General features: G+C 69.2%; 19 protein-coding genes. 5 read left to right on the plus strand and 14 right to left on the minus strand.

Going from position 1 to position 24,159, the window contains the following annotated elements; translation table 11 throughout:
• Positions 1–43: 43 nt before the first annotated feature.
• A complete protein-coding gene (metK, locus tag GRI72_RS13335) occupies positions 44–1,252 on the plus strand; it encodes a methionine adenosyltransferase (protein WP_160734413.1) in 1,209 nt (402 codons plus the stop codon).
• A gap of 1 nt (position 1,253) precedes the next feature.
• Here the strand turns inward: metK and GRI72_RS13340 are convergent, their stop codons facing one another.
• The 4 genes from GRI72_RS13340 to GRI72_RS13355 all read right to left on the minus strand — a co-directional run bounded on the left by GRI72_RS13340 (position 1,254) and on the right by GRI72_RS13355 (position 4,517).
• Positions 1,254–2,408: a CoA transferase gene (locus GRI72_RS13340; protein WP_160734414.1), complete on the minus strand. Its 1,155-nt coding sequence runs from the start codon at positions 2,406–2,408 to the stop codon at positions 1,254–1,256.
• Between the two features lie 4 nt (positions 2,409–2,412).
• Positions 2,413–3,048 (minus strand): CoA transferase subunit B, encoded by a 636-nt coding sequence (locus GRI72_RS13345; protein ID WP_160734415.1) that lies wholly within the window; start codon positions 3,046–3,048, stop codon positions 2,413–2,415.
• Positions 3,049–3,051: 3 nt separating this feature from the next.
• Positions 3,052–3,696, minus strand: a complete 645-nt coding sequence (locus tag GRI72_RS13350) for a hypothetical protein (protein ID WP_160734416.1) — start codon at positions 3,694–3,696, stop codon at positions 3,052–3,054.
• Between the two features lie 98 nt (positions 3,697–3,794).
• Entirely contained in the window at positions 3,795–4,517 is a 723-nt protein-coding gene (locus GRI72_RS13355) for a CoA transferase subunit A (protein WP_160734417.1), read from the minus strand.
• 414 nt (positions 4,518–4,931) lie between these two features.
• Here GRI72_RS13355 and GRI72_RS13360 point away from each other — a divergent pair, with 414 nt between their 5' ends.
• On the plus strand, positions 4,932–7,238 hold the full coding sequence (locus GRI72_RS13360; protein ID WP_160734418.1) for a CDC48 family AAA ATPase: 2,307 nt from the start codon (positions 4,932–4,934) through the stop codon (positions 7,236–7,238).
• Between the two features lie 78 nt (positions 7,239–7,316).
• On the opposite strand, the gene GRI72_RS13365 is transcribed toward GRI72_RS13360, so the two are convergent.
• The 3 genes from GRI72_RS13365 to polA form a co-directional block, all read right to left on the minus strand.
• Positions 7,317–8,408, minus strand: a complete 1,092-nt coding sequence (locus GRI72_RS13365) for a mechanosensitive ion channel family protein (RefSeq protein WP_160734419.1) — start codon at positions 8,406–8,408, stop codon at positions 7,317–7,319.
• Between the two features lie 66 nt (positions 8,409–8,474).
• The gene (locus GRI72_RS13370; RefSeq protein ID WP_337191197.1) at positions 8,475–9,701 is read right to left on the minus strand and encodes a sensor histidine kinase; all 1,227 of its coding nucleotides are present in this window, start codon (positions 9,699–9,701) and stop codon (positions 8,475–8,477) included.
• 41 nt (positions 9,702–9,742) lie between these two features.
• Positions 9,743–12,601, minus strand: coding sequence for a DNA polymerase I (gene polA / locus GRI72_RS13375; protein WP_160734421.1), 2,859 nt, complete (start codon positions 12,599–12,601; stop codon positions 9,743–9,745).
• A 208-nt stretch (positions 12,602–12,809) separates the two neighbouring features.
• Here polA and GRI72_RS13380 point away from each other — a divergent pair, with 208 nt between their 5' ends.
• Entirely contained in the window at positions 12,810–13,094 is a 285-nt protein-coding gene (locus GRI72_RS13380; protein ID WP_160734422.1) for a hypothetical protein, read from the plus strand.
• A 211-nt stretch (positions 13,095–13,305) separates the two neighbouring features.
• Here the strand turns inward: GRI72_RS13380 and GRI72_RS13385 are convergent, their stop codons facing one another.
• Positions 13,306–14,286: a serine hydrolase gene (locus tag GRI72_RS13385; RefSeq protein ID WP_160734461.1), complete on the minus strand. Its 981-nt coding sequence runs from the start codon at positions 14,284–14,286 to the stop codon at positions 13,306–13,308.
• A gap of 195 nt (positions 14,287–14,481) precedes the next feature.
• Positions 14,482–14,889, minus strand: coding sequence for a baeRF12 domain-containing protein (locus GRI72_RS13390; RefSeq protein ID WP_160734423.1), 408 nt, complete (start codon positions 14,887–14,889; stop codon positions 14,482–14,484).
• A 189-nt stretch (positions 14,890–15,078) separates the two neighbouring features.
• Here GRI72_RS13390 and GRI72_RS13395 point away from each other — a divergent pair, with 189 nt between their 5' ends.
• Positions 15,079–17,319, plus strand: a complete 2,241-nt coding sequence (locus tag GRI72_RS13395; RefSeq protein ID WP_160734424.1) for a DUF305 domain-containing protein — start codon at positions 15,079–15,081, stop codon at positions 17,317–17,319.
• A 3-nt stretch (positions 17,320–17,322) separates the two neighbouring features.
• Here GRI72_RS13395 and GRI72_RS13400 read toward each other — a convergent pair whose 3' ends face one another.
• The 4 genes from GRI72_RS13400 to GRI72_RS13415 form a co-directional block, all read right to left on the minus strand.
• Complete coding sequence (locus tag GRI72_RS13400; protein WP_237487188.1) at positions 17,323–19,290, minus strand: protein-L-isoaspartate(D-aspartate) O-methyltransferase; 1,968 nt, start codon at positions 19,288–19,290, stop codon at positions 17,323–17,325.
• Positions 19,291–19,490: 200 nt separating this feature from the next.
• Positions 19,491–21,134, minus strand: a complete 1,644-nt coding sequence (groL, locus tag GRI72_RS13405; RefSeq protein ID WP_160734426.1) for a chaperonin GroEL — start codon at positions 21,132–21,134, stop codon at positions 19,491–19,493.
• A 61-nt stretch (positions 21,135–21,195) separates the two neighbouring features.
• On the minus strand, positions 21,196–21,483 hold the full coding sequence (gene groES / locus GRI72_RS13410) for a co-chaperone GroES (protein WP_160734427.1): 288 nt from the start codon (positions 21,481–21,483) through the stop codon (positions 21,196–21,198).
• A gap of 146 nt (positions 21,484–21,629) precedes the next feature.
• Complete coding sequence (locus GRI72_RS13415) at positions 21,630–23,060, minus strand: MATE family efflux transporter (protein WP_160734428.1); 1,431 nt, start codon at positions 23,058–23,060, stop codon at positions 21,630–21,632.
• A 133-nt stretch (positions 23,061–23,193) separates the two neighbouring features.
• Here GRI72_RS13415 and GRI72_RS13420 point away from each other — a divergent pair, with 133 nt between their 5' ends.
• Complete coding sequence (locus GRI72_RS13420; RefSeq protein WP_160734429.1) at positions 23,194–23,604, plus strand: c-type cytochrome; 411 nt, start codon at positions 23,194–23,196, stop codon at positions 23,602–23,604.
• A gap of 119 nt (positions 23,605–23,723) precedes the next feature.
• Here GRI72_RS13420 and rplL read toward each other — a convergent pair whose 3' ends face one another.
• Entirely contained in the window at positions 23,724–24,101 is a 378-nt protein-coding gene (rplL, locus tag GRI72_RS13425; protein WP_160734430.1) for a 50S ribosomal protein L7/L12, read from the minus strand.
• Positions 24,102–24,159 lie beyond the last annotated feature (58 nt).

Consider the following 24,159-nt stretch of genomic DNA (forward strand, 5'->3'; position numbering starts at 1 on the left):
ACCGCCTTTCAGACATAAAGCTTCCTTTATATCGGGAATCCACATGCGCAGCACCTTTCTCTTCACGTCCGAGAGCGTTTCCGAGGGGCATCCCGACAAGGTCTCGGACCAGATTTCCGACGCCGTGGTGGACCTCCTGCTGTCGAAGGACCCCGAGGCGCGCGTTGCCTGCGAAACGCTGACCACGACGCAGCGCGTCGTCCTGGCGGGCGAACTGCGCTGCAAGGGCGTGTACGAGGACGGGGCCTGGGTCGATGGCGCGCTGGAGGAGATCGAGCGCGTCGTGCGCGAGACCGTGCGCGAGATCGGATACGAGCAGGACGGCTTCCACTGGCAGACGCTGACGTTCGAGAACCACCTCCACGGCCAGAGCGCGCACATCGCGCAGGGCGTGGACGCCAGCGGCAACAAGGACGAGGGCGCGGGCGACCAGGGCATCATGTTCGGCTTCGCCTGCGACGAGACGCCCGACCTGATGCCGGCCACGATCGATTACAGCCACAAGATCCTCCAGCGGCTGGCGGCCGACCGCAAGAGCGGTGCGGCCCCCTTCCTCGAGCCCGATGCGAAGAGCCAGGTGACCTTGCGCTATCGCGACGGGAAGCCGGTGGCGGCGACCGCGATCGTCGTTTCGACCCAGCACGCCCCCGGCTACGACGAAGGCGCGAAGGAAGCCGAGCTGAAGGATTACGTGAAGCGCGTCGTGGGCGAGATCCTGCCCGACGGCTTCCCGTCCGACGAAACGCGCTGGCACATCAACCCGACCGGGACTTTCGTGATCGGCGGCCCCGACGGCGACGCCGGCCTTACCGGGCGCAAGATCATCGTCGATACTTATGGCGGCGCGGCGCCCCACGGCGGGGGCGCGTTCAGCGGCAAGGACCCGACCAAGGTCGATCGTTCGGCCGCCTATATCAGCCGCTACCTGGCCAAGAACATCGTCGCTGCCGGGATCGCGCGCCGCTGCACGATCCAGCTTTCCTATGCCATCGGCGTTTCGGAGCCGCTGTCGCTCTATGTCGATACCCACGGCACGGGCAGCGTGGACGATGCCCGGATCGAGGACGCGATCCGCGGTATCGACAAGCTCGGCGGCCTGACCCCGCGCGGCATCCGCACCCACCTGGGGCTGAACAAGCCGATCTATCGCCAGAGCGCGGCCTACGGCCATTTCGGCCGGGCGGCGCAAGGCGATCATTTCCCGTGGGAGCGCACCGACCTGGTGGACGACCTGAAGGCGGCGCTCGGCTGACCTAGTCGCGCCACCGCGGCGCGGTTCCGCGCTGCCGCCCATGCTCGCCCTGGCGGGGCGATGGACGGTCGAGTGCCAGCCCGGCATCGGAGAACCGGAACGGGCTGCGCAGGCCGGGAACGCCATCGGGGTCTATCCGCATTCCGCGCGCCGCGACCTGCGGATCGGCGAACACGGCCGCGCAATCGTTGATCGGCCCGGCCGGCACGCCGCTTTCGCGGCAGGCGGCGAGCAGGTCGTCGCGCGCCCAGCGGGCGATCTCGCGCGCGATCTCGGCTTCCAGCCACTCGCGATGCGCGATCCGGCCGGCGTTGTCCGCCAGGCGCGGGTCCCCGGCCAGGTCGTCGCGGGCGAGGGCGCGCATCAGGACGCCGAACAGCCGGTCGTTCGCCGGGGCAAGGACCACCTCGCCGTCGGCCGCGCGATAGACGCCGTAGGGCACGACCTGGGCGTGCGAATTGCCCATGCGCGGCGGGTTCGTGCCGCTCGCGAAATAGCTCATGGCCTGGTTGGCGAGGAGCGATACCGAACAGTCGAGCAGGGCCATGTCGATGTGCTGCCCGGTGCCGGTGCGCTCGCGCATCAGCAGCGCGGCCTGGATCGCGATCGTCGAATAGAGGCCGCAGGCGAGGTCGGAGATCGAGACCCCCGCCTTCATCGGCGCGCCCCCCGGCTCGCCGGTCAGCCCCATCAGCCCGCTCATGCCCTGGATCACGAAGTCGTAACCCGGTTCCTCTCGGCGCGGGCCGTCGAGCCCGAAGCCGGTGATCGAGCAATAGACGAGGCGCGGGTTGCGCGCGGCGAGCGCGGCGTAGTCGAGGCCGAAGCGCGCGAGCGTGCCGGCCTTGAAGTTCTCTATCACCACGTCCGCGCCGGCGCACAGCCCGGCAACCATCGCCCGGTCGGCGGGGTCGGCGAAGTCGGCGACGACCGATCGCTTGCCGCGGTTGCAGGCATGGTAATAGGCCGCGGCGCGTTCGCCCCCGCGCTCGATCCACGGCGGGCCCCACTGGCGCGTGCCGTCGCCTTCGGGGCTCTCGACCTTGATCACGTCGGCGCCGAGATCGGCCAGGGTCTGCCCGGCGAACGGCCCGGCCAGGACGCGGGCGAGTTCGACCACGCGCAGGCCGGCAAGCGGGGTGGCCCGGCCGCCCACCGGCTCAGGCGACGTAATGCGCGGTGGTTTTCGCGGCGACTTCGTCCGCGCTCACGCCCGGGGCCAGCTCGACCAGGCGGAACGGGCTGTCGTGGTCCGGCCGCTGGAACACGGCGAGGTCGGTCACGATCATGTCCACCACGTTGGTGCCGGTCAGCGGCAACGTGCATTCGGGAATGAACTTGGGGCTGTCGTTCTTGGCGGTGTGTTCCATAACCACGATGATCTTCTTCACCCCGGCGACGAGGTCCATCGCGCCGCCCATGCCCTTGATCATCTTGCCGGGGATCATCCAGTTGGCGATGTCGCCGTTCTCCGCCACTTCCATCGCGCCCAGCACCGTCAGGTCGATATGCCCGCCGCGGATCATCGCGAAGCTGGCGGCGCTGTCGAAATAGGCGCTGTGCGGCAGTTCGCTGATCGTCTGCTTGCCGGCATTGATCAGGTCGGCATCGACTTCGTCCTCGTAGGGGAAGGGGCCGATGCCCAGCATGCCGTTTTCGCTCTGCAGCGTGACATGCATCCCTTCGGGGATGTGGTTGGCGACCAGCGTCGGAATGCCGATCCCCAGGTTCACGTAAAATCCGTCTTGCAGTTCCTGCGCCGCGCGGGCGGCCATCTGGTTGCGGTCCCAGGGCATCGGTCAATCTTCCTTGGTCTCTGGAGGTGTCGGGACGAGGAACCAGCCCCGGTCGATCAGCACTTCGAGTGCCGAGGCCGCGGCAGGGTCCCTCAGGTAGGAATAGAGCTCGTCGAAATCGGCCCGCTCGTCACCGGCGATGGCGAGCAGGCAGTGGCTGCGCGCCAGCTCCTCGCGGCGCAGCTGCTTGCGGTCGCCGGCCCGGCGCATGAGCAGCAAGATGTCGCGGCCCGCCGGGTCGAGCCCCGTTTCCACGAGGCGCCGGCGCAGCGTGCCGGCATCGGCGGCGGAGAGGCGGCTGATCCAGAACACGGCGGTATCCTGTGCGCGCAAGTCGGCCAGCCCGTCGGCGAGGGCCGGATCGGGCGCGATCGCGTCGACCTGCGCGGCTTCGCCGGCGGGGTCGAGATCGATCAGCACCGCGGGCGGCAGGATCGCGCAATCGGTGGTTGCCGGCTGCAGCGATCCGGGATCGGCCAGGACGGCGGAGCGCCGGCGCTCGTCGGTCGGGTGGCGGGCGGTTTCGGCCAGCGCATAGCTGAGAAAGCCGCGATAGGGCGTGGCCGGCGCCGTTGCAGCGGCCGCGCGGTCGGCCGGCACGACGGTTCGCGCGCCGGCCCGGGCCTGCCGCTCGGGCCCGCCGATCATCGCGCTGCTGGCGGCAAGCGGAATCGCGGCGGCAACGCACCCGCCGAGGGTGAGGGCAAGCGCCGATGCCGCGCACGCGGCATGGTGCCGCCGCGCGCTCACGCGGCCTCGTGTTCGGGCCCGGTCCTTTCCCGGGTCGTGCGGAACTCGATCTTCTTGTCGTAGGGCGCGCCGACGATCATCCGCTGGACATAGACGCCGGGCAGGTGGATGCAGTCGGGATCGAGGCTGCCGGTGGGCACGATTTCTTCCACTTCGACGACGCAGACCTTGCCGCAGGTCGCCGCCGGCAGGTTGAAATTGCGCGCGGTCTTGCGGAACACCAGGTTGCCGGTTTCGTCCGCCTTCCACGCTTTCACGATCGCAAGATCGGCGAAGATCCCGCGCTCGAGGATATAGTCCTCCCCGTCGAAGGTCTTCACTTCCTTGCCTTCGGCCACCTGGGTGCCGACGCCGGTCTTCGTGTAGAACCCGGGAATGCCGGCGCCGCCGGCACGCATACGCTCGGCCAGGGTCCCCTGGGGGCAGAATTCCACCTCCAGCTCGCCGGAGAGAAACTGGCGCTCGAACTCCTTGTTCTCGCCCACGTAGGACGAGATCATCTTTTTCACCTGGTGGGTGCGCAGCAGCTTGCCGATGCCTTCGTTGTCGATGCCGGCATTGTTGCTGCAGAAGGTCAGGCCCTTGACCCCGCTGTCGCGGATCGCGTCGAGCAGGCGTTCGGGAATGCCGCACAGGCCGAAGCCCCCCGCGGCGATCAGCATGTCGTCCTCGAGCAGCCCGTCGAGGGCGGCGGCGGCATCGGGATAGAGCTTCTGCATCGGACCTCCTTAAGCGCCCTTCGCCTCTAGGCGCGAAGCGCGGACCTGTCACCCCTCGGGCGGCTGCGTCCGGGCCATGCTGCGGTGCAGCATCGCGGTGCGGCGAGCTGGGCGGGTCGCCCGCAAAAGTGTCATTCTTTCAACCGTGCGACAGGCTGGGTTGCTTTTTATGCAACATACAATGAACTTTTCGCACTTGCACAAAACCTTGCTGCACTGCACATAGGGCGTGCCTTTCAGGCATCCTCTCCCAAGACTTTCCAGGCCCGGTCCTCGTGACCGGGCCTTTTTCTTTGCCCGCGTTGCGCGGGCAGGCCCCGGCACTTGCCGGCGGTTCGGGCGTTTGACTCGCGACGAAGGCTCCCTAGCTAGGGAGCGTCACGCATGTGAAACGGCACAGGGAGATGTGGACGGATGGCCGAAGTCGACGCGACGGTAGAAGATAAGGCGGTCCGGCTCCAGGTCGCGGCGGCACGGCAGGAAGAAAGCGGGCGCGGCGTTGCCCGGTTGCCGCGCTCGGCGTTCCAGGCGCTCGGCATTACCGAAGGCGACGTGGTCGAGATCGCGGGCAAGCGTTCGACCGCCGCGATCGCGATGGCCGCCTATGACGAGGACCAGTCGCTAGACGTCGTCCGGCTCGATGGCCTGCAGCGCAACAATGCCGAGTGCGGATCGGGCGAGCACGTGCGTATTTCCGCCGCCAAGTCGCGGCCGGCCACGCGCGTCGTGTTCGCCCCGGCCAGCCGGGAGATGCGGCTCCAGGGCCCGACCCAGGCGCTCAAGCGCAATTTCTTCCGCAAGCCGCTGATGGCCGGCGACCTCGTGGCGACGACCGGCCAGCAGCCGGTGCAGAACATGCCGCCCGAAGTGCAGCGGATGTTCAACGCCCCGGCCTATGCGCTGACGCAGGTGCGCCTCACCGTGGTTTCCACCGCGCCCAAGGGGATCGTCCATATCGACGAGAACACCGAGGTGGAGCTGCGCGCCGAGTACGAGGAATCGCCCACCGGCCGCGCGGTCGTGAACTACGACGATGTCGGCGGCATGGGCGAAACGATCCAGCAGCTGCGCGAGATGGTCGAGCTGCCGCTGCGCTATCCCGAGCTGTTCACCCGGCTGGGCGTCGATCCGCCCAAGGGGGTCCTGCTCCACGGCCCGCCGGGAACCGGCAAGACGCGGCTCGCCCAGGCGGTCGCGAACGAGAGCGACGCGCAGTTCTTCACCATCAACGGGCCGGAAATCATGGGCTCCGGCTACGGCGAGAGCGAGAAGCGCCTGCGCGAGGTGTTCGAGGACGCGACCAAGCATGCCCCGGCGATCGTCTTCATCGACGAGATCGACTCGATCGCGCCCAAGCGCTCGCAAGTCTCGGGCGAGGCGGAAAAGCGCCTGGTCGCGCAATTGCTGACCCTGATGGACGGGCTGGAGGCGCGATCGAACCTCGTCGTCATCGCCGCCACCAATCGCCCCGACGCGGTGGACGAGGCGCTGCGCCGGCCCGGCCGGTTCGACCGCGAGATCGTGATCGGCGTGCCCGACGAGAAGGGGCGGCGCGAGATCCTGTCCATCCACACCCGCGGGATGCCGCTGGGCGACCGGGTGGACCCGGACGAACTGGCGCGGGTGACCCACGGTTTCGTGGGCGCCGATATCGCCGCGCTCGCGCGCGAGGCGGCGATCGATGCCGTCCGGCGCATCATGCCCAAGCTCGACCTCGACGAACGGACGATCCCGCCCGAGGTGCTCGACAACCTCTCGGTCACGCGCGAGGACTTCCTCTCCGCGCTCAAGCGCGTGCAGCCCAGCGCCATGCGCGAAGTCATGGTCCAGGTCCCGAAAGTGGGCTGGAGCGACATCGGCGGGGTCGACGACGCGATCGACATGCTGCGCGAAGGGATCGAGCTGCCGCTCAAGAACCCCGAGGCGTTCCGCCGCCTGGGCATTCGCCCGGCCAAGGGCTTCCTGCTTTATGGCCCGCCGGGCACGGGCAAGACCCTGCTGGCCAAGGCGGTCGCGAAGGAGGCGGAGGCGAACTTCATCTCGATGAAGAGTTCCGACCTCCTGTCGAAGTGGTACGGCGAGAGCGAGCAGCAGATCGCGCGCATGTTCCAGCGCGCGCGCGCCGTTGCCCCTTGCGTCGTCTTCATCGACGAGATCGACAGCCTCGTTCCGGCCCGCGGCAGCGGCCAGGGCGAACCGCAGGTGACCGGGCGCGTGGTCAACACGATCCTGGCCGAGATGGACGGGCTGGAAGAACTCCAGTCGGTGATCGTGATCGGGGCCACCAATCGCCCGACCCTGGTCGATCCGGCGCTGCTGCGCCCCGGCCGGTTCGACGAGCTGGTCTATGTCGGCACGCCGGACCGGAAGGGGCGGGCGCAAATCCTGGGCATACACACCGGCGGGATGCCGCTGGCCGGCGACGTGGACCTGGGCACGGTCGCGGACAAGACCGACCGGTTCACCGGCGCCGACCTGGAAGACGTCGTGCGGCGGGCGGGCCTCAACGCCCTGCGCCGCGTCGGCGGCGAAGTGCAGGACGTGACGGGCGCCGATTTCGACGAGGCGCTGAAGGATTCGCGTGCCACCGTGACCCCGCAGATGGAGGCCGAATATCGCAAGATGCGCGGCGAGCTGAAGAAGCGCGCGGCGCAGGCGATGCCGATCGGCTTCATTTCCGAAGGCATGGTGGAGCCGACCCGCGACCGCAAGCACGGCTAAGGCGGCCCGGGGCGGGCCCGGCGTTCCGCGCTGGCGCGCTCCGCCCCGGGCCGGGCGCCTTGGGGCTGCTGTGTTCCGCTAGCCCCGCTGCGTGCGGGCGTTGGCGTCCTCCACCCCCAGCCGGTGGCGGATCAGCGCGTCGGGCATGTTGACCCGCAGCCATTCCATCATGTGCTCGCGCACAGCGCAGCGCAGGGTCCACAGGTCGCCGATCGTCGCCGCGCTGACCGCGATCCGCAGCTCGATGCTTTCCGGGTGCGCCTCGGTCATCAGCAGTTCGGCCGTGCGCCCGTCCCAGTCCTCGCGCGTGGCGACATAGCGCAGGAGCTCCGCGCGGATCGGCGCCACTTCGCTGGCGGGGTCGAGGTGCAGGAAGACCGGCCCCGAGAGCCGTTCCGAATCGCGCGACCAGTTTTCGAAACTCGTGTCGAGGAAGCTGCTGGTCGGCACCACGATCTGCCGTTCGTCCCAGGTCCGCACGATGACGAAGCTCATGCGGATTTCCTCCACCCGCCCGGTGAAGCCGTCCACCACCACGAGATCGCCGATCCGCAGCGGTTCGGTCAGGGCCATCTGCATCCCGGCGATCAGCGACTTGAGCGCGGGCTGGGCCGCCGCGCCCACGGCCAGCGCGGCAAGCCCGGCCGATGCCATCAGCGTCACGCCGACGTCGCGCACGCCGGGGATGGCCAGCAGCATCATCGCCACGGTGAGCAGGACGATCAGGAACGCCGCCGTGCGCGAAAGGATCGCGACCCGGGTGCGCCGGCTGCGCGCGGCGATCGGGTCGGTCGACAGCTCGCTGCGGATCTGCATGGCGGCGGCGAATGCGCGCACGAGCGATAGTGCCAGCCAGCCGACCAGCGCGGGGACGAGGAACGGCGCGACCCACTGCCAGACCCGCGCGATATCGGCATGGGTCTGGGCGACGATCGCAATCGCGATCGCCACCACCGACCAGCGTATCGGCGAGGCGATCCGTTCGAAGACGAGGTCGTCGGCCCGCGAGTCCGATCCCTGCGCCAGGCGCCGCAGGAGGTTGAAGATCACCCGGTGGACCAGGAAGGCCGCGGCAATGGCGAGGACGACGGCGATCGTCACCGCCGCCACTTCGTCCCAGGCGATGGTCCATCCACCGGTCCAGTCGGGCAGGGCGATCCGGTCGGGCATCAGCGACGGCCTATGGCCTGTGCCGGGCCGTGGCAAGCGCGCCGAAGCGCGCGGCGCGGCAGGGCCTCAGCCTGCGGCATGGGGGAAAGCAATCGTCACCTCGACCCCTCCGGGGCCGAAGCGCCGGTCGATCTCGCCGCGAAGCTGGCGCGCGGCGCTCGTCATCAGCAGGCTGCCGAACCCGGTCCGCTCGGGCGGTTTGCCATCGCATTCGCAGCGTTCGCGCCAGTCGATCGCGATCATCCCGTCGTCCACGCGCCAGGCGATCGCGATCGTGCCGCCCCGGCTCCAGGCGCCGTACTTGACGGCATTGGTCGTCAGCTCGTGCAGGACGAGGCCCAGCGGCGTGACCTGCCGCGCCGGCAGCTCGATGTCCGGCCCCTCGATCTCGGCCGGGAGCTTCTCCGACCGGTAGGGGGCGAGCGTCGTCTCCACCAGCGTCCGCAGCGAGGCGACCGGACGTTCGAGCGTGCCCTGGGTCACGTCGTGGGCGGTCAGCAGGGCGTGGATGCGGTCCGATATGCGCTCGATCACCGGCCGTGCCTCGGGCGCGTCCTTCCCGCTCATCCGCACGATCGCGAGGATCACCGCGAAGAGGTTCTTGACCCGGTGGTTCAGCTCGCGCGCGAGCAGGTCGGCCCGGTCGCGCGCTTCGCCGAGGGCCGCGGCCTGCTCCGCCTCCGCCTCGGCATGGGCGGCGCGGGTGACGAGGCGGTAACCGAGCGCCAGCGTCACCAGCAGAACCAGCAGGATGCCGCCCAGCAGCGGCAGGACCCGCCCCTCGGCCCGCGCGGTCTCGGTCGCGGCGGCGACCAGGATCCGGTTCTCGATCGCTTCCATCTCGCGCGTGGCCCGGCGCAGGCGCGCCATGGCCTCGGCCCCCTCGTCGTCGAGCAGCTGGCGCCGCGCCTCGATCACGCGGCGCCGGTCGACCAACGCGACGACTGCTTCCATTTCCGCGAACTTGGTCTCGGCGAGCGTGTCGATTTCGTCCAGCAGCTCCTGCTGGCGCGGCGAGGCATCGTCGCCGAGCAGCTCGCGCAGCCGGGCGAGCGCGGGGCGGACCTGCTCGCGCCCGACGTGATAGGGTTCGAGATAGCGGCGATCGAGCGTGAGGAGATAGCCGCGCTGGCCCGTTTCAGCGTTCAGCGCGGCGCGGGTGACATTGCGCAGTTCGAGCAGGATCTCGCTCGTCTCGCGCACCTGCCTGCGCTCGGCCCGCTCGGCCTCGATCGTCTGGAACACGAGGAACAGCCCCGCGAGCAGGGTGAACGCGATCACGCCCAGGATCACGAGGTTGCCCGTCCTGGGGCGGCGAAGGCGCAATCGCGGCGTCAGTGTGCCTGGCCCCAACTGGTGCCGGTCCCGATCTCGATCCCTAGCGGCACGTCGAGCGTGACCGCGGGGAGCGATGCCTCGGCCATGACCCGTTCGATCACCGGCCTCGCGGCGGCGACGTCGCCCTCGGGCAGCTCGAACACCAGCTCGTCGTGGACCTGCAGCAGCATCCGCACGTGGCCGAGGCCCGCGTCGGCCAGGGCCGGCATCATCCGCGCCATCGCCCGCTTGATGATGTCCGCGCTCGTCCCCTGGATCGGCGCGTTGATCGCGGCCCGCTCGCTCCCCTGGCGTTCGCCCTGGTTCTTCGAGGCGATCCGGGGAAACCACGTCTTGCGGCCAAACAGCGTCTGCGAATAACCGCGCTCGCGCACGCGTTCCAGCGTGTCGACGATATAGCGCTGGATGCCGGGGAAGCGCTGGAAGTAGGTGTCGATCATGGCCTGGGCCTCGTCCGGCTCGACCTTCAGCCGCGCGCCCAGGCCCCAACGGCTGATGCCGTAGAGGATCGCGAAATTGATCGTCTTGGCCCGCGCGCGGGTATCGCGCGTCACCTCGCCGAACATCTCGCTCGCGGTGCGGGCGTGGATGTCCTCGCCATTGGCGAAGGCCTGCTTCAGCTCCGGCACGTCGGCCATGTGCGCGGCCAGGCGCAGCTCGATCTGCGAATAGTCGGCGGCCAGCAGGACATTGCCCTCCTCGGCCACGAAGGCATCGCGGATCTGGCGGCCGATCTCGGTCCGGATCGGGATGTTCTGCAGGTTGGGATCGGTCGAGGACAGCCGCCCGGTCTGTGCGCCGACGAGGCTGTAACTGGTGTGGACGCGCCCCGTGTCGGGGTTGATCGCCGCCTGCAGCGCATCGGTATACGTGCTCTTGAGCTTGGTCAGCTGGCGCCATTCCAGCACTTTGTCGGCAATCTCTGCGCCCTGTGCGGAGAGCTTTTCCAGGATCGCCTGGTCGGTCGAATACTGGCCGCTCTTGCCCTTGCGCCCGCCCTTGTACCCCATCTTGTCGAACAGCACGTCGCCCAGCTGGCGCGGGCTGCCGATGGTGAACTCGGCGCCCGCGATCGCGTGAATCTCGCTCTCCAGCCGGCCGGTTTCGGCCGCGAACTCTTCCGACAGCTTGCCCAGCCGCGCCTTGTCCACCCGGATGCCGTGGCGCTCCATCTGCGCGACGACCGGGATCAGCGGCCGGTCCACGCGCTCGTAGATGCGCGTCCCGCCCTCGCTCGCGAGGCGGGGCCGCAACAGGCAGTGCAGGCGCCAGGTGACGTCGGCATCCTCGGCCGCGTACTCGGTCGCGCGGTCGAGCGGGACCTCGCCGAAGGGGATCGCCTTCTTCCCGCTGCCGCAGATGTCCTTGAAGGTCAGGGTCGTGTGGCCGAGGTGGCGCTGCGCCAGCTCGTCCATCCCGTGGCCGCCGCCAATCCCGTCGAGGCTGCGGCCGGCATCGAGCGCGAAGGAGACGATCATCGTGTCGTCCACCGGTGCCATCGCGATCCCGTGGCGAGCCAGGACGTTGATGTCGTACTTGACGTTCTGCCCGACTTTCAGGACCGCCTCGCTTTCCAGCAGGGGCTTGAGCAGGGTCAGTGCGGTCTCGCGCGCGACCTGCTGCGGACGCTCGGCGAACATGTCGCTGCCGCCGTGGGCGAGGGGGATGTAGCAGGCATCGTTGGCGCCCAGCGCCAGGCTGATCCCGGCCAGTTCGGCGCGCATCGCGTCGAGCGCGCTGGTCTCGGTATCGATCGCGACCACGCCGGCGGCGAAGGCGCGGGCGATCCAGTGTTCGAGCCGCTCGGCCGTCTGCACGCATTCATAGGCGCCGCGGTCCACCGCCGGCAGGTCGGGCAGCGGCTGGCGATTGCCGCCGGGCGCGCCGTCCGCGCCCTTGTTGACCGGCTTGGCCGGGTTGAGATCGGTCGGCCGGTTCGGGCTGCCCCGGCCCGAATCGAGCCGCCGCAGCAGGCTGGTGAAGCCGTGTTTCGACAGGAAGGCGGCCAGCGGTTCGGGCGGAATGGCCGACAGGCGGAATTCGTCGAGCGCCATCGGCAGCGCGCAGTCTTCCTTCAGCTGCACGAGCACGCGGCTCAGCTCCGCCATCTCGCGGCCTTCGAGCAGGCGTTCCTTCAGCTTCGATTTCTTCATCTCCGGCGCGGCGTCGAGCGCGCCGGCCAGGCTGCCGTGTTCGACGATCAGCTTCGACGCGGTCTTCGGCCCGATGCCGTAGATACCCGGGATATTGTCGACCGAATCGCCCATCAGCGCGAGCACGTCGCCCACCAGCTCGGGCGGAACGCCGAACTTCTCGGTCACTTCCTCCGGCCCGATGCGCACGTTCTTCATCGTGTCGAGCATGTCGATGCAGCCGCCTTCGGCCACGCCGTCGTCCGGCTCGGCGCACTGGCCCACCAGTTGCATCAGGTCCTTGTCGGACGACACGATCGTCACGTCCCAGCCCTTGCGCGTCGCCTCGCGGGCATAGCTGGCGATCAGGTCGTCGGCCTCGAGCCCCTCTTCCTCGATGCAGGGCAGGCTGAAGGCGCGGGTGGCGTCGCGAATCAGGGGGAACTGGGGCACCAGGTCCTCTGGCGGATCGGGCCGGTTCGCCTTGTACTCGGCGTAGATCTCGTTGCGGAAACTGGTCGATCCCTTGTCGAGAATCACCGCGAGGTGGGTAGGGCCGTCGGCCTTGTCGAGATCGTCGGCCAGCTTCCACAGCATCGTGGTATAGCCATAGACCGCGCCGACCGGGGTCCCCTCGGGATCGGTCAGCGGGGGCAAGCGGTGATAGGCCCGGAAAATGTAGGACGATCCGTCGACGAGATAGAGATGCTGCTTGTCTGCCATCGCAAGGTTGGTAGCAGCGCAAATTCCCCCGGTCAGCCGGTTTCGTGCGCCCCCGGACGCCGGGGCAATTGCGGCGTAAAAATGTCAAACCGCTTGCATCGCCACAAATTGGCCATTATTTGTCCCGCTCGAAGTCTGCACGCTTGTGGGCTTCGCGTTCCGGCCTCGGGCCGGGATGAAACCACTCGCTGTTCAAGGAAACTGACATATGCGTAAGATCGTTCTCGCCGCTGCCGCGGCCGGCGCTGCCCTGACCCTCGCCGCTTGCTCGGAAGGCACCCAGGACGCTGCCGGCGACGCCGTTGAAGGCGCCGCTGCCGACGCCGAAGCCAACGCCGACGCCATGGGCGCCGAAATCGAAGACGCCGCCGCCGACGCCGGTGCCGCCGTCGAAGGTGCGGCCGACGAAGCTGCTGCCGCCGCCGACGAAGCTGCCGCTGCCGCGGAAGCCGAAGTGCACGGCGAAACGGAAGCCGAAGCTCAGGCCGACTGATCTTCGCTTTCGCCTTGCGAAAAACGGAAAGGGCGGTGCCGCGAGGCGCCGCCCTTTCTGTTTGCGCGCGACAAGGCTGCGCCGTCGGGGCCGGGGCCTACCCGGCCGGACCGGCAGGGCGCGCCAGTCTTCGGGCGCGTTCCGTCACGCGGGTGTCGTCAGCCTGAGGGGCGTCGGTCGGAGGGGGCGTCAGTCCGGGGGGGCGTTGGTTTCAGGGGCTGGCCGCTGCGCCGTCGCGCGAATAGACGGCTTCCGCCCAGGTCCCGCCGCCCGGGTTGTCGTAGCCGGCATAGGCCGCGCGGGCGATCTGGGCGATGCGGCTTTCGCGCGCGAGACGCGATCCCTGCCCGGTGACGTAGATCGCCACGGCGAATGCCCGCCCGTCGGGCGTGTTGATGATGCCGATGTCGCTGGAGGTGTTGTTGAGCGAGCCGGTCTTGTGCGCCACGGTCGCGCCAGCCGGCAGGAGCGCGGGAATCCGCCGCTTGCCGGTCCGGCAGCGTTCCATCGCCCCGATGATCACGGCCCGGCTGCTCGGCGAAAGCCAGCGGCCCTGGTAAAGGCCGGCGAGAAGCTTCGTCATCGCCCGCGGGGTGGCGCTGTCGCGCAAGTCGATCGCGGCGGCGGGGTCGATCTCCCCGTCGTCGCGTACGAGCGTGGCGATATCGCGGGTGAGCTGGAAATCCTCGATCCCCGCGCGGCGCATCCAGTCGTTGACCGCTTCCGGCCCGCCGACCACCGCCAGCAGGGCGTCGGTCGCCGGGTTGCTCGACCGGGTGATCATCAGCTCGATCAGCTCGCTGGCCGGCAGGTGCTTGCCCCGCCGGACCGGCGCCTTGGGGCTGGAAAACGGTTGCGAACGCAGCGGGAAGAGCAGGGGAAACTCGCTCGAAAGGCTCCACCGTCCCTGTTCGACCCCCTCCAGGAAAGTCGCGGCGATCGCGATCTTGCTGGTGCTGGCCATGGGGAAGCGCTGGTCGCCCAGGATGGAGAATTCCTGCCCCGTCGCAAGGTCGAGCACCGAGACGCCGATGCGCCCCTTCGACCCGTCGGCGGCGATGGCGATACGCTGTTCGAAGCCGGTCTGGTAAACCGCCTCGAAGGTTCGCGGCGCGCGGGTTTCGGTCCCCAGCGCGCTGTCGAACATCGCTTCGAAATTGGTCGATTGCGCCTGGGCCGGCACGGCGGCCATGCCCAGGGCGAGAGCCCCGACCAGCCCGGCGAGCGCCCTTGCCCCGGCGAACGTTTTCGTGATGCGCGATCCCAATGCCATGTGGATGGCCGTAACCTCCCTTGGTTTGCAACAGCTTAACGGCACCGGATTCGCGCCGGCAAGCGTCGCGGCGACGAGAGGTTGCCTCGCCGCGATGAATGCCGACTGAAGCGGTCAGGCGGCGGCGATCGCCTGCGCGATGTCGGCGCTGGTTTCGCCGGTCATGGTCTTCGGAATTTCGCCCACCAGCCGCTTCTCCAGCTCGCCGTGATAGTGGTGGCGCATCTCGCCCAGCGTCTTGGGGTCGGCGATCACCAGCACTGCCTCGATCTCGTCCGCGATCGCCTTGGCGTTCAGCCACTCGGCGGCCGCCGCGCCGTGGGCGAGCTCGTTCAGGTCGTTGCGCCCGGGCATCTGGCTGGTCGGGTCCTGGTGGCGGACCCCGGCGCTGAAATTGGTCGCCTCGAGATCGGGCTTGGCCACGGTCTCCAGCTCCGGCTCGAACGGCTTGCCCTTGTTCCGCATGACGACGAAGGTCGTTCCGTCCACCAGCGCGACATGGGCATTGTGCGGCAATTTCATATGGTTTCCTCCTCGTTGCCCCTTGCCAACGGGCGAGCCGGGAAATTGTTGCGCGATCGCGCCGGGCGGGCGGCACGGGCCGGTGCCGGCGGCCGACGAACGGCCCATGCGGATCGACCGGCGTCGTATTGACTTGCCGGGCCCGATGGTCCCCACTCCCGCGCCAGATTGCACGAGGGGACGCATACGATGACGACACGCCGCCTTGCCCGCCTGACGCTGGTCGCGGGCCTTCTTGCCGGAACGAGCGCGCTGGCCGCGCAGGAAGCGCCAATCGTCCAGCCCGGCGCGCCGGGCGAGCCGGCGCGGACGCTCGCGGCGGAAGAGGCGACGCGCCTGGCCAGCACGGCCTTCGCGCCGGCCGACGTGGCCTTCATGCAGGGGATGATCGTCCATCACCAGCAGGCGGTGGACATGGCCGCCCTGGTCGCGGACCGGACGAACAACCCCGATATCCTCGCCATCGCGGGACGGATCGATGCCAGCCAGAAGGACGAGATCGGCTTCATGACTGAGTGGCTGCGCGACCGGAACCAGGAAACCGCGATGGCGGGCATGGGCCACGCGCACCAGCACGGCCTGATGAAAGGCATGGCAACACCGGAGCAGATGGCGCAGCTGGCCGAATCCCGCGGCACCGCCTTCGACCGCCTGTTCCTGGAACTGATGATCCCGCACCACATGGGCGCGATCGAGATGGTCGACGAACTGCACGCCCAGCCCGGCACGGCCTACGAACCCGTACTGTTCGAATTCACCAATGACGTGGTGAGCGACCAGCAGGCCGAGATCGACCGGATGAACCTCGTCCTCGCCGGCCTGTCCGACGATCCGCGCGTCGCCCTGGCGCCCGGCTTCCGCGACGCGGGGGAAGCGATCAGCAACTTGCGCCTCGTCGCCGCCCTGCCCAAGCCGGTGGGGTTCTTCGACCCCGACAACCCCGCGCAGCTCGCCCCGCGCAAGCCGGCGGCGACAGACGAAGATGCCCATGCGGGCCACGCCGGCCACGATGACATGGCCGCCGGCGGCGCGGGTGCCGAAGGAGAGGGAGCTGAAGACGGGGAGGAACCGCAGTTCGGCGAACGCAGTTCGCTGCTCAGTTTCGCCAATACCGACCTCGCGTTCTCCGGCGACCTGCTCGTGGCCGGCAATTACCACGGTTTCAACGCCTATCGCCTGGGCGAGGACGGCGTGCCCGAACTGCTCAGCTCGGTCGTGTGCCCGGGCGGCCAGGGCGACGTGTCGATCGTCGGCGATCTCCTGCTGATGAGCGTGCAGGACGCGCGTGCGCGCAAGGACTGCGGCCTGCAGGGCGTGGACGGGACCGTCAGCGACGAGCGGTTCCGCGGCCTGCGGATCTTCGACATTTCCGACATCACCCGCCCGCGCCAGGTGGGCCAGGTGCAGACCTGCCGCGGCAGCCACACCCACTCGATCGTCAGCGCCGACGAGGATCGCGTGGTCGTGTACAATTCGGGCACCAGCTATGTCCGCGACGAGCGCGAGCTGGCCGGCTGTTTCGACACCGGCGGCGACAACACCGCCCTGTTCAGCATCGACGTGATCGAGATCCCGGTGGCCGATCCCGCTGCCGCGCGCATCGTCGACAGCCCGCGCATCTTCGCGCGCGACGGGCGCATCGCCGGCCTCTGGCGGGGCGGCGACCACGGGGAGGGCACGCAGGACACGCGGGTGACCGACCAGTGCCACGACATCACCGTCTTCCCCTCGCTCGACCTCGCGGCGGGGGCCTGTTCGGGCAACGGCATCATCCTCGACATTTCCGATCCGCTCAAGCCGGTGCGGATCGACGACGTGACCGACAAGGGCTTTGCCTACTGGCATTCGGCCACGTTCAACAACGACGGCACCAAGGTCCTGTTCACCGACGAGTGGGGCGGCGGCGGGCGGCCCCGCTGCCAGGCCGGCGATCCGCGCAACTGGGGCGCCAACGCGATCTACGAGATAGAAGACGGCAAGCTCGCCTTCCGCAGCCTCTACAAGCTGCCCGCGCCGCAGACCGACAAGGAGAACTGCGTCGCGCACAACGGCTCGATCATCCCGGTCCCCGGGCGCGACATCTTCGTCCAGGCCTGGTACCAGGGCGGGGTCAGCGTGATCGACTTCACCGACGCGGAAAACCCGGTGGAGATCGCCTATTTCGATCGCGGCCCGGTGGACAAGGACCAGCTGATCACCGGCGGATACTGGTCGGCCTACTGGTATCGCGGCCGGATCTACGCGACCGAGATCACCCGCGGGCTGGATGTCTTCGCGCTGGAGCCGAGCGAGTTCCTGACCGAGGCGGAGATCGCGGCCGCGGCCGCGGCGCAATACCCGGGCGATGTCTTCAACCCGCAGACGCAGACGCAGGTGACCTGGCCCGAGGAAGCGATCGCCGCGGTCGAGGAAAGCCGGCAGGGCGGCTGAGGGCTAGAGCCCGAACGGCCAGGTCTCGGGCGGCTGCCCGTGCGGCTCCTGCCGCACGAGCGGCTCGAGCGCGCGGGTCTCGTCGAACCAGGCCCAGGCATCGAACTGGTCGGCCGGCACGGCCTCGCTGTAATGGCTCCAGCGCTCGGTCTCGGGGCGATAGATCACCCCGATGAAGCGTTCGAGCAGCGGCTCGCGCAGGCGCCGGGCCGCGGCGTCGCCGGCCGACAGGTCGAGCAGGAAGCGGGCCGTTCCGCTGTCGTGGCACAGCCGCTCGAAGCTGTCGCCGCGCGAGGGGACGATGCGCTTGACCTCGCGCTCCGCGTCCCAGTCGCTGGCCGCGGTCACCGTTCCGCCATGCGTGCCGAAACCGACCAGGGCGACGTCCTCGCCCCATCGCTCGCGCGCGAGCTGGCCGATGTTGTGTTCGCCGCGGGCCGCGCCCATCTCGGTCGCGCGGGCATCGCCGATGTGGCTGTTGTGCGCCCAGACCACGGCCTTCGCCCCGGGGCCGCGCTCGTCCAGCAGGTGCTCGAGCGTTTCGGCCATGTGGCTGTCGCGCAAGTTCCAGCTTTCCGGCCCGCCGTAATACATGACGCGGTAATAGCGCTCCGCCGAGGCGACGAGCCGCGCGTTCATCGCCGCGCCGAAGCTCTCGCCATCATGCGCGAGCGCCTGCTCCAGCAGGTCGCGGCACTGGGCGACGACGGCGTCCTCGCACTCGGCATAGCCGCGGCGCAGCGCGGCCCGGCCGTAGGTCGCCGGATCGGCCTGCCACGGGGTCAGGCAGCCATATCGCTCGCGCGCGACGGCGGCGGCCCGGGGATCGTGCTCGTCGAGATAGGCGAGCACCGCCTCGATCGATCCGGACATGTTGTAGATGTCGAGCCCGTAGAAACCGGCCTTGTCTGCATCGTCGCGGCCCGCGTTGATTTCCCGCAGGCCCTGGAGGAAACCGGGCATCACGGTGTTGCGCCACATCCAGGTGGGGAAGCGGCGAAACGGCGACGGCGCCCCCTCGCGCTGCGGGCGGCCGCGAACGTAGCGGTCGTAGGCGGCGGCATCGGGCCAGTCGCCCTCCACCGCGACCACGGTGAAGCCGTGATGGCGGACGAGGTGCTGCGTGATCGCGGCCCGCGCGGCGTAGAACTCGTGCGTCCCGTGGCTCGATTCGCCGAGCATGACGACGCGGCGGTCGGCGAACCGGTCGAAAGCTCTTGCGAAGGCCGGGTCGTCGATCGCGGGCAGCGGGACGGCGGCCTCGGCGATCAGCTCGCTCACGCCCTTCTCGCGCGCGGGACGGTGGTCGCTCGCCGCGCGCGTACCGTTTTCCGGCACCGAGCCGGGTAGCAGGGGCACGAAGCGCACCGGCGCGATGTCGTGGCTGTCCCACGTCTCTTCGGCCCGGCGCACCAGGCAGCGCAGCTGCTGGACGTCTTCGCCACCGACCGGGATGATCATGCGCCCGCCGATCGCGAGCTGGCGTTTCAGCGCCTCGGGCACCTCGATGCCGCGGGCGGCGACCAGGATCGCGTCGAACGGGGCCTCTTCGGGAAGGCCCTCCATTCCGTCGCCGGCGATGATGTCCAGGTTGGCATATCCCAGCGTTGCGGCGCGCTCGCGCGCCTCGCGGGCCAGGACCGCGTGGCGTTCGACGGCGAAGACGCGCGCGGCGATGCGCGAGAGCAGGGCGGCGGCGTAGCCCGAGCCGGCCCCGACTTCGAGCACGCGGTCGCCCGGCTCGACCTCGGCCGCCTCGATCATGCTGGCGACGATATAGGGCTGCGAGATCGTCTGCCCTTCGCCGATCGGCAGGGGGCTGTCGTCGTAGGCGAACTCGGCCAGATCGTCCGGCACGAAGCGTTCGCGCGGGACTTCGCGGAAAGCCTGCAGGACGTGGTCGTTGGCGATACCGCGGGCGCGCAGCTGGCGCCGCACCATGGTTTCGCGTTGGCTCTCGTGGTCGGTCAAGGTCGCGCCTTTCCGGCGGCGCCCCGCGCCTGCACGACCGGCGCGGGCCCCGCGCGTCATCCTGGTGGTTCACGCGCTCAACGGCGGGGCGCGGCTATTGTGCCCGGACGCACGAGAAAGGCCCGGCGGATCGCTCCGCCGGGCCTCCTCGGTGTCCTGGCGAGCCTCCGCGCCGGCGGAGGCCCGATGTGCCGCCGGGCTTAGAAGCCCATGCCGCCCATACCGCCCATGTCGGGCATCGCGGGGGCCGCGGCCGGCTTGTCTTCCGGCTTCTCGCTCACCGCCGCTTCGGTGGTGATCAGCAGGCCGGCGACCGAGGCCGCGTCCTGCAGCGCGGTACGCACGACCTTGGTCGGGTCGATCACGCCGGCGTTCACGAGGTTCTCGTAAGTGTCGGTGGCCGCGTTGAAGCCCAGCGAATCGTCGTTGCCGTCGATCAGCTTGCCCGCGACGACGGCGCCGTCGTGGCCGGCGTTCTCGGCGATCTGGCGGATCGGCGCCTGGAGCGCACGGCGGACGATGTCGACGCCGCGCGTCTGGTCGTCGTTCGCGCCCTTGAGATCGGCGATCGCGGTCGTCGCGTAGAGCAGGGCCGTGCCGCCGCCCGGGACGATGCCTTCTTCCACCGCGGCGCGGGTCGCGTGGAGCGCGTCGTCGACGCGGTCCTTGCGTTCCTTCACCTCGACTTCGGTCGCACCGCCGACCTTGATCACGGCAACGCCGCCGGCGAGCTTGGCGAGACGCTCCTGCAGCTTCTCGCGGTCATAGTCGCTGGTGGTGTTGTCGATCTGCGTGCGGATCTCGCCCACGCGCGCCTTGATGTCCTCGGCGTCGCCGGCGCCATCGACGATGGTCGTGTTGTCCTTGTCGATGGTGACCTTCTTGGCCTGGCCGAGCATGTTCAGCGTGACGTTCTCGAGCTTGATGCCGAGATCTTCGCTGATCATCTCGCCCTTGGTCAGGATCGCGATGTCCTGCAGCATGGCCTTGCGACGATCGCCGAAGCCCGGCGCCTTGACCGCCGCGACCTTCAGGCCGCCGCGCAGCTTGTTGACCACGAGGGTGGCCAGCGCCTCGCCCTCGATGTCTTCCGCGATGATCAGCAGCGGACGGCCCGACTGGACAGCCGCTTCGAGCACCGGCAGCATCGACTGCAGGTTCGACAGCTTCTTCTCGTGGATCAGGATGTACGGGTTCTCGAGCTCGACCGTCATCTTTTCCGGGTTGGTGATGAAGTACGGGCTGAGGTAGCCGCGATCGAACTGCATGCCTTCGACCACGTCGAGTTCGAATTCGAGGCCCTTGGCCTCCTCGACGGTGATGACGCCTTCCTTGCCGACTTTCTCCATCGCCTCGGCGATCTTCTCGCCGACTTCACGGTCGCCGTTGGCCGAGATCACGCCGACCTGGGCGATCTCGGACGAACCGGAAACGTCCTTCGAACGGCTCTTGAGGTTCTCGACCACCTTGCCCACGGCCAGGTCGATGCCGCGCTTCAGGTCCATCGGGTTCATGCCCGCGGCGACCGACTTCATGCCTTCGCGCACGATCGACTGGGCCAGGACCGTCGCGGTCGTGGTGCCGTCGCCGGCGGCGTCGTTCGCCTTGCTGGCGACTTCGCGCAGCATCTGGGCGCCCATGTTCTCGAACTTGTCGGAAAGCTCGATTTCCTTGGCGACGGTGACGCCGTCCTTGGTGATGCGCGGCGCGCCGAAGCTCTTGTCGATCACGACGTTGCGGCCCTTGGGGCCGAGGGTGACCTTCACGGCGTTGGCCAGCGTGTCGACGCCGGCGAGGATGCGTTCGCGCGCGTCGCGCGAAAACTTCACGTCCTTGGCAGCCATTGGTGATTCTCCTGGAATTTCTGAGGTTGTTTGAAGACGTCCATCCGGGTGGGCGCGGCTATCAGCCGATGATGCCCAGGATGTCGCTTTCCTTCATGATCAGCAGGTCTTCGCCGTCGAGCTTGACCTCGGTGCCGGACCACTTGCCGAACAGCACGCGATCGCCTGCCTTGACGTCGAGCGGGGTGACCGTGCCGTCCTCCGCCTTGGCGCCCGAACCGACGGCGACGACTTCGCCCTCGCTCGGCTTTTCCTTGGCGCTGTCGGGGATGATGATGCCCCCGGCGGTCTTTTCTTCGGCTTCGATGCGACGGACCAGGACGCGGTCGTGCAGCGGACGAAATGCCATTGGTGTGACCTCTTTCGCTAAGAGTGGATGATCTGGTCTGGCACTCTCGGGTCGAGAGTGCCAGCGAGGCGCATATGTGAACGGCGCGGGGGCGAGTCAACAGCGCCGGCGGCAAAAATTGCGCGCCGGTGCGCGGGGCTGCGGAATCAGGCGAGCGCGGGGGCGGGCGCGCCGGCCGGCGGGGAGCGCGTGGTCAGGCCCAGGGCGTCGCGTTTCTGCCACCGCCAGACCAGCAGCAGGGCGGCGACCGTCAGCCCGGTGGCAAGCCCGATCCAGACCCCGCGCCCTTCCAGCGGGGTGGCGAAGCCGAGCGCGAGCGCCACGCCCATGCCGGGCACCCAGTAACTGAAGATCGCGATCCACATCGGGATGCGCGTGTCCTGCAGCCCGCGCAGCGCGCCGGCGGCGACCGCCTGGACCCCGTCGAACAGCTGGAAGGCCGCGGCGATAACCAGGTATTGCAGGGCGAAGGCGACCAGGACGGCGTTCTCCGGCGCCCAGGGATCGACGTAGATCGCCAGCAGCGGCTTCGGGATGACGATCATGGCCGTCGCGGTAACGGCCATGAAGCCGGTGCCCATCGCGATCGCGGTCCACCCCGCGCGCTGCATCCCGGCGCGATCGCGCGCGCCGAAGAAATAGCCGACGCGGATCGTCGCCGCCTGGCCGATGCCGAACGGCACCTGGAAGGCGAGGGCCGCGATCTGCAGCGCCACCGTATGCGCGGCGAGCTGCGGCGTGCCGATATTGCCCATCAGGAACGCGGCCGCGCCGAAGATCCCCGCCTCCGCGGTGATCGTCAGCGCGATCGGGGTGCCGATGCGCACGATCTGCATCATCCGCTGCCAGTCCGCGCGCCACCAGAACCCGAAGATGTGATAGCGGTGCAGCCGCGGGTCGAGACGGATGGCGAGGATATAGGCGAGCATCGTCGTCACCCCGGTGGCGATCGTCGCCACCGCCGCCCCGCGCAGCCCCAGCTCGGGCGCGCCGAGGTTGCCGAAGATGAAAGCATAGTTGGCAAGCGCGTTGACGCCGATCCCCGCCGCCGTGATCGCGGTGGCGAAGACCGGCCGGCCGAGCGCGGAGACGAAATTGCGCAGGACGTTGTTGATCACCATCGGGACCAGCGACCAGATGATCACCAGGTTGTAGGCGGTGGCGAGCGCGATGATTTCCTCCTGCTGGCCGGTCGCGCGCATCAGCGGTTCGAGCAGGAGGCACAGGCCCATGCCCGCCGCGCCCGACAGCACCGCCAGCCACAGCGCCATGCGCGTCGCCCGGCGCACCGGGCGCAGGGCCGGGGGGCGCGCGCCCAGTTCCTCCGCGATCAGCGGCGCGACCGCCCCGGTCAGGCCCGAGAGCGCCCAGAGCACGAGGCCGAAGACCGCCACCGCCACGGCCGAGGCGGCGAGCGGCGCCTCCCCCAGCCGCGCGATGAAGATCACGTCCACCGCATATGTCAGCATCTGCAGCAGGTTGGCGAGCGCCAGCGGCCAGGCGAGACGGAACGTCGCGCCCAGCTCGGTGCGCCAGGGGTGGGGGCCGGCCCCGGGGAGGATACCTGCGTTCGACATAAAGCCGTCCCGGATAGGGTTGCCGGTGGCGGCGAGGAAGCGGATTTTTCGGCCCCGGCACGGTTCGCCGACGGGTGCGGCCATGGGGCCACAGCTTGCGCCGCGCGGCGGGCGGCGGCATGGACCGCTGGCGATGAGACGGGGCTGGATTCTTGCGCTCGGCGCGCTGGCGCTGGCGGGTTGCGACGGGGGGGAGGCGCCGGCGGGCAATGCCGGGGGCGCCCCCGGGCCCGCGCTTGCCGCGGCAGGCGAAGGCGCCCGCCCGCCAGCATTCGCACGCTGCGCGACCTGCCATGCCACCGTGCCCGGCCGCAACGGGATCGGCCCGTCGCTTGCCGGGGTTTTCGGCGCCCCGGCGGGGCACGAGCCGACATATGCCTATAGCCGCGCCCTGCGCGATTCGGGCCTCGTCTGGGATGCGCGCACGCTCGATGCCTACCTCGCCGATCCGCGCGGCGTGGTGCCGGGCACCAAGATGGCGTTCGCCGGGGTCCGTTCGGCGGAAGAGCGCGCGGCGATCATCGCCTATCTCGAAACGCTCTGATCCGGGAGCGTCCGGGCGGGCGATCGCCCCGACGCGGGGCGCCCGGAACGGCAGGCGCAAACGAAAAGGGCGGCGCCTTCCGGCACCGCCCTTCCCGAAATGCTCGAAGGCGAGAAGCCTTACTTGAGCTCGACCGTGCCGCCGGCGGCTTCGATCTTGCTCTTGATTTCTTCGGCTTCGGCCTTGGCCACGCCTTCCTTCAGCGGCTTGGGCGCGCCTTCGACCAGGGCCTTCGCCTCGGTCAGGCCCAGGCCGGTGATGGCGCGGACTTCCTTGATGACCTGGATCTTCTTGCCACCGTCGCCGGTCAGGACGACGTCGAATTCGTCCTTCTCTTCGGCAGCAGCAGCTTCGCCACCGCCGGCGGCGGGGCCGGCAACGGCGACGGCAGCGGCGGCGGAAACGCCCCACTCTTCTTCCAGCGCCTTGGCGAGTTCGGCCGCCTCGAGGACGGTCAGTTTCGAAAGTTCTTCAACCAGCTTGGCGATATCGGCCATGATGTTTCACTCCAGATAAATCTTGTCGGCTGGGGCGGAGCCCCGGAAAAAACGCGTG

Source organism: Pelagerythrobacter marinus, assembly GCF_009827515.1.
Lineage (GTDB): Bacteria > Pseudomonadota > Alphaproteobacteria > Sphingomonadales > Sphingomonadaceae > Pelagerythrobacter > Pelagerythrobacter marinus.

Bases quoted from the DNA above. Each gene is read 5' to 3' on its own strand.
- groES (WP_160734427.1), bottom strand. From the start codon at position 21,483: ATGGCATTTCGTCCGCTGCACGACCGCGTCCTGGTCCGTCGCATCGAA.
- GRI72_RS13350 (WP_160734416.1), bottom strand. From the start codon at position 3,696: ATGATCGGCGGGCCCGAGCGGCAGGCCCGGGCCGGCGCGCGAACCGTC.
- GRI72_RS13415 (WP_160734428.1), bottom strand. From the start codon at position 23,060: ATGTCGAACGCAGGTATCCTCCCCGGGGCCGGCCCCCACCCCTGGCGC.
- GRI72_RS13365 (WP_160734419.1), bottom strand. From the start codon at position 8,408: ATGCCCGACCGGATCGCCCTGCCCGACTGGACCGGTGGATGGACCATC.
- rplL (WP_160734430.1), bottom strand. From the start codon at position 24,101: ATGGCCGATATCGCCAAGCTGGTTGAAGAACTTTCGAAACTGACCGTC.
- GRI72_RS13395 (WP_160734424.1), top strand. From the start codon at position 15,079: ATGACGACACGCCGCCTTGCCCGCCTGACGCTGGTCGCGGGCCTTCTT.
- GRI72_RS13355 (WP_160734417.1), bottom strand. From the start codon at position 4,517: ATGCAGAAGCTCTATCCCGATGCCGCCGCCGCCCTCGACGGGCTGCTC.
- polA (WP_160734421.1), bottom strand. From the start codon at position 12,601: ATGGCAGACAAGCAGCATCTCTATCTCGTCGACGGATCGTCCTACATT.
- GRI72_RS13385 (WP_160734461.1), bottom strand. From the start codon at position 14,286: ATGGCCGCCGTGCCGGCCCAGGCGCAATCGACCAATTTCGAAGCGATG.
- groL (WP_160734426.1), bottom strand. From the start codon at position 21,134: ATGGCTGCCAAGGACGTGAAGTTTTCGCGCGACGCGCGCGAACGCATC.
- GRI72_RS13390 (WP_160734423.1), bottom strand. From the start codon at position 14,889: ATGAAATTGCCGCACAATGCCCATGTCGCGCTGGTGGACGGAACGACC.
- GRI72_RS13360 (WP_160734418.1), top strand. From the start codon at position 4,932: ATGGCCGAAGTCGACGCGACGGTAGAAGATAAGGCGGTCCGGCTCCAG.
- GRI72_RS13420 (WP_160734429.1), top strand. From the start codon at position 23,194: ATGAGACGGGGCTGGATTCTTGCGCTCGGCGCGCTGGCGCTGGCGGGT.
- metK (WP_160734413.1), top strand. From the start codon at position 44: ATGCGCAGCACCTTTCTCTTCACGTCCGAGAGCGTTTCCGAGGGGCAT.
- GRI72_RS13380 (WP_160734422.1), top strand. From the start codon at position 12,810: ATGCGTAAGATCGTTCTCGCCGCTGCCGCGGCCGGCGCTGCCCTGACC.
- GRI72_RS13345 (WP_160734415.1), bottom strand. From the start codon at position 3,048: ATGCCCTGGGACCGCAACCAGATGGCCGCCCGCGCGGCGCAGGAACTG.